The organism is Mailhella sp., assembly GCF_057866825.1.
The window spans coordinates 1-4,368 of record NZ_DBMAHT010000149.1; the positions used below are offsets into that span (position 1 = coordinate 1).

Here is a 4,368-nt window from a genome sequence, read left to right on the forward strand (position 1 = left end):
CATCCAGAGAGTTGAAGCTGATGACAAGATCCTGCTGTTCAGGGGTGGGCGGCGGGGGCAGGGTTTTGGTTCGTATGATGGCGTTGACGGCGGAGGCGTCGAACTCGGGTCTGCCGGAGGAACGTTCGATGTGGCAGTCGAGAACGTTGCCCTGCTTGTCGAGCTTGATGCGCACCTGCACCACCATGTTGTTGCGCGAGTAGGTGGGCATGCTCCAGTTGGGCTGCACGGCCAGAATGACCTGGGCCACGTACACGTCGTAGATGCCGCCGCCGCCGGGGCCGTCGCCTTCGCCTCCGCCACCGCCCACGCCGGTTCTGCCGACCTGCTTTTCCAGATCGGCCAGCGCGCGCGACGCGGAGGTGCCGCCGCCCTTGCCGCTGGTGTTGGAACGGGCCTGCTTGCGGGCGTCGGCCAGAGCGTCGGCCAGGGCGTCCTTGCCGTTGTCGTTCTTGTTCTGCGACTTGCTTTGCGACTTGCTCTGCGTCTTGGAGCTCTGCGGCTTGGATTCGCTTTTCTTTTCGGGCTTGGGTTCGGGCTTCTTTTCTGCCTTGGGATCAGGTTTTTTCTCGATCTTCGGCTCCGGTTTGGGTTCCGGCTTGGGCTCGGGCTTGGGTTCCGGCTTTTTCTGCTGCTGCGGAATCTGCACCGGATCCTTCTGCGGTTCGGGCTTGGGTTCCGGTTTCGGCTCGGGTTTTGGTTCGGGCTTGGCTATGGGAGCTTCTTCAGGCTTCGGAGCAGGGGCGGGCTCGGCCTTGGGCTGGGCGGCCGCTTCCGTGGAAGCCACCTGTTTGCCGGTAACGGGAGGACGCGCCCCCAGCACGGGAGAGGGCAGTTTTTCGCCGCCCGGAGCGCCCATCACGAGGCTGACCTGATACACGGGCCGCGAAATGTCCAGCGGGGGACGCAGCGGCACGTACAGTATGAAGGCCAGCACTGCCAGATGGAGCAGTATGGATATAAAGAGACTGCTTATTCGCATGGGAGTATGTAGTTGCCGTCTAGCGGCGGCGCTGCTGGGCGCTGCCGGACTGCGCAGGGGCAGCGCTTTCCGTGGAGGGCATGGCGACCACGCCCAGCTTCTCGATGCCCGCGGCCTTGATGCGGCCCATGACATCCACCACCAGACCATAGGGCACGGCCTTGTCGGCCTGCAGGAAGAGCGCGCGATCCTTGTCCTTCACGAGAGTGACGAGACGTTCTTCCAGCTCTTCGAGGGGCACTTCGTAGGTGTCGAGATAGAGGGAGCCGTCTTCACGAACGGTGAGCACCAGATGTTCGGAATCGGACGGCAGCGTGTCCACCTGCTTGGCCTGGGGAAGGTCGACGTCGAGTCCCGAATCCATCATGGGCGCGGTGACCATGAAAATGATGAGCAGAACCATCATGACGTCCACGAAGGGCGTCACGTTGATTTCCGAAACGAAGCCTTTTTTTCTGGCCATGACTGCGCCCTACCTGTCGTTGCCGCGGAAGTGGTGCACGTTGACTTCGCGCTGCACGCGGTTCAGAAAGATGCCCGCGAAGTTGATGAGGCGGGTTTCGATGCTGTCGAGCTTGCCGAGAAACATGTTGTAGGCGATGGTGGCGGGCACGGCCACGCCGAGGCCGATGGCGGTGGCAATGAGGGCTTCGGAAATGCCGGGGGCCACGGTGGCGAGGGAGGCGGACTTCATCTGACCGATGGCGTGGAACGAGGTCATGATGCCCCAGACCGTGCCGAACAGACCGATGAACGGCGCGGTGTTGGCAGCCGTGGCGAGGATGGAAAGATGCTTGTGCAGGCGGTCGATTTCCAGACCGACGCCCTGATTGAGCGCGCGGCGCACGGTTTCGACCACGACGCTTTCGTCGGCGCCGACTTCCTTGCCGTTGTTGAATTCGCGCACGCCGTGCTGGGCTACGCCGTAGAGCGGGGAAGAGGGGTCGCCGCCGAGGCTCTGCACGGCCTGACGCAGGTCGGGAGCGTCGGTGAAGCGGAGGATGCCCGCCGTGGCCTTGCGTTCGGCCGCGGAAAGCGTGATGATCTTGCTTATGATGACGGTCCAGCTGAGGATGGAGAGCGCAATGAGTATGACCATGATGAGCTGGGCGACGAGACTTGCGCTGGCAAAGACGGAAAAGATGTTGTAGTCCATGGGTGCTCCGAAGATATCCGATAGATTGCCGACGTAGAAGCCGCGCCGGCGCGGAAGGGGTCCGCTCTGTTCATATGCTTGAGCGGAACCGGATGCAACGAAAAAAATCGCGCGCCCGCCGCAATGCGGAGGGCGTGACAGACGGCCGCCTTTTGCGCTAGTGTTCGGGAATCCGAAGGAGATTCCTATGTTCTGGCGCTCTGTCTGTTGTGCGGCTCTTGCCTGTATACTGTTTTTGCCTCCGTCCGTCAAAGCCGGGGAGAGCTATTCCATGGAGAGCGCCGTCGAGCGCGCGCTGCGGAAGAATCCCGACGTGGAGAGCGCCCGCTTTACGCTTCAGGCGGCGGAATCCGCGCGCAAGGCGGCCCGCAGCGACTTCGGTCCCTCGCTGGACGTCAACTACAGCTATTCGCGATACAGCAAGGACCGGCCTTCGCGCTACGAGCCCAACGTGACCACCATGACGGTGCAGGCCAGTCAGCCGCTGTTCACCGGATTCAATCTGCTCAACGCCTACCAGAAGGCCGCGCTGGAAGAGGAGCGGCAGGAGCTTCAGCTGCAGGCGCAGCGGCTTACCGTTGTTGCCGACGTGCAGGAAGCCTTCATTTCCTATCTGAAGGCGGAAGCGAGCATCAGCAGCACGCGGCGTTCGCTGGAAAGGGCGCAGGCGCAGCTCAACATGGCAAAGACCGCGTGGAACATCGGACTTCGTCCGCGGCTCGACGTGCTTCAGGCCGAAACCGATCTTGCGCAGACCGAAGCGCTGCTCATCAAGTACGAAAACGACCGCAACGTGTGGCTCACCAGACTGAACACGCTGCTGGATCTGCCCCCGGACGCGCCTGTGGACTATCGCGGCGATCTGGAACTGACGCCCTTCAAACGCACGCTGGAAGCGTGTCTGCGTCAGGCGCTGGAATGCCGCCCCGATCTGCTCATGGCCAGAAAGTCGGTGGAGATGGCCTTCAAGGATCTCGGCATGACCAAGAGTCTTTTCTGGCCGCAGGTGTCGGCGATTGTGGGCTGGTCCACCACGGGCAGCCATCTTGACGCCGCGGGCAGCCGGTACACCAAGAAGGATTATTCCTACGGGGAAATAGGCCTGTCCGTGAACTGGACGCTGTTTTCCAGCGGCAAGCGCTTTTATCTCACGCAGCAGGCGCAGCGGCAGATTTCCGCACTGGAGGCGGCGGTGCGCTCTTCGATCAACAACTGCGCCTACGCGGTGCGGTCGAGCCTGCTGTCCACGCAGGACGCGTATCGTTCGGTCAAGGTGTCGCAGCGCGCCGTCATCAGCGCCCGCGAGTCCTACGCGGACGCCAAAATGCGCTATGAACTGCAGTCGGGCTCCTACCTCGACCTTCTGACGGCGCAGTCCGCGCTTTCCGACGCGGAACTTGCGGAAATCTCTTCCCGCGCCGACTGCCTCATCGCGCTCTCTCAGCTGTATGAAACCATGGGCGAGCTGCATCCCGATCTTCAGGACAACCGTCCGAACGGCGCAGAGAAAAAGAAGAAATAACGTTTTCGTCCCCCCCTGTAAATAATAAAAAAGCCCCCTTGCTTGTTATTCGGCAGGGGGGCTCATGTAACATAAGCGTATATTAATATCATTTTAGCGTGTTTTAAAAGTGTCTAAAATTTTATTAATTACATTCCTATTCCACTGTTCTTGCAACTTTTGTTTTAATATATATTGTAAATTACTATGAGTATTCATCCATATTTGAAGATGGTTGATAACTCTTTCTTTGAATCCTGGACCTTTTCCCCATTCTGATGAGCAAGCTTGCCAAATCGATGAAGATAACAGTTCATTTGTATATATAGATATATTATTTTTTCCTGAATTTTGAATAAATTTGTTTTTTATTTCATTCGTATATTCTTCTATCGTTAATATTCTTGATGAGGCGTCATTAAGTTCTTCACGATCTCTCATAGACTTAATTATTGTATTAAATTTATTTTCCCAATCTTCTACGCTTTTATTTACTAATGTAGATATAGTTTGTTCTGTAGTATAATAAAAATTTGCATTGTTGTATACTCCATTTCTTCTTACAGAAGCCCATATGCTTGAAGCATGATTTTGTTTGAAGTTATTAAGTATTTTATATGAAATATTATCTGTATTTATGTGTAGATTTTTTGTTCGTTCTAAAAAATGGCTTATTTCCTCCTCTACTTTTTTTACAGTATTTCTATAGGTAGATTTTTTACTATGCTG

General features: G+C 56.7%; 5 protein-coding genes. 1 reads left to right on the plus strand and 4 read right to left on the minus strand.

Features of this window, described 5'->3' with window-relative positions; translation table 11 throughout:
- From tolA to tolQ, 3 genes are all read right to left on the minus strand, one after another.
- On the minus strand, positions 1-982 hold a 982-nt coding region (gene tolA / locus ACZM96_RS09745; RefSeq protein ID WP_489488813.1), incomplete at its 3' end, for a cell envelope integrity protein TolA.
- 19 nt (positions 983-1,001) lie between these two features.
- Positions 1,002-1,445: an ExbD/TolR family protein gene (locus ACZM96_RS09750; protein ID WP_294484806.1), complete on the minus strand. Its 444-nt coding sequence runs from the start codon at positions 1,443-1,445 to the stop codon at positions 1,002-1,004.
- Between the two features lie 9 nt (positions 1,446-1,454).
- Positions 1,455-2,138 (minus strand): protein TolQ, encoded by a 684-nt coding sequence (tolQ, locus tag ACZM96_RS09755; protein WP_294484804.1) that lies wholly within the window; start codon positions 2,136-2,138, stop codon positions 1,455-1,457.
- Positions 2,139-2,409: 271 nt separating this feature from the next.
- On the opposite strand from tolQ, the gene ACZM96_RS09760 reads away from it, so the two are divergent.
- On the plus strand, positions 2,410-3,660 hold the full coding sequence (locus tag ACZM96_RS09760; protein WP_489488815.1) for a TolC family protein: 1,251 nt from the start codon (positions 2,410-2,412) through the stop codon (positions 3,658-3,660).
- 93 nt (positions 3,661-3,753) lie between these two features.
- Here ACZM96_RS09760 and ACZM96_RS09765 read toward each other — a convergent pair.
- The coding region (locus tag ACZM96_RS09765) for a hypothetical protein (protein ID WP_489488816.1) at positions 3,754-4,368 on the minus strand (615 nt) is incomplete at its 5' end.

Coding starts and splice junctions, on each gene's coding strand:
- ACZM96_RS09760 (WP_489488815.1), top strand. CDS start 2,410: ATGGAGAGCGCCGTCGAGCGCGCGCTGCGGAAGAATCCCGACGTGGAG.
- ACZM96_RS09750 (WP_294484806.1), bottom strand. CDS start 1,445: ATGGCCAGAAAAAAAGGCTTCGTTTCGGAAATCAACGTGACGCCCTTC.
- tolQ (WP_294484804.1), bottom strand. CDS start 2,138: ATGGACTACAACATCTTTTCCGTCTTTGCCAGCGCAAGTCTCGTCGCC.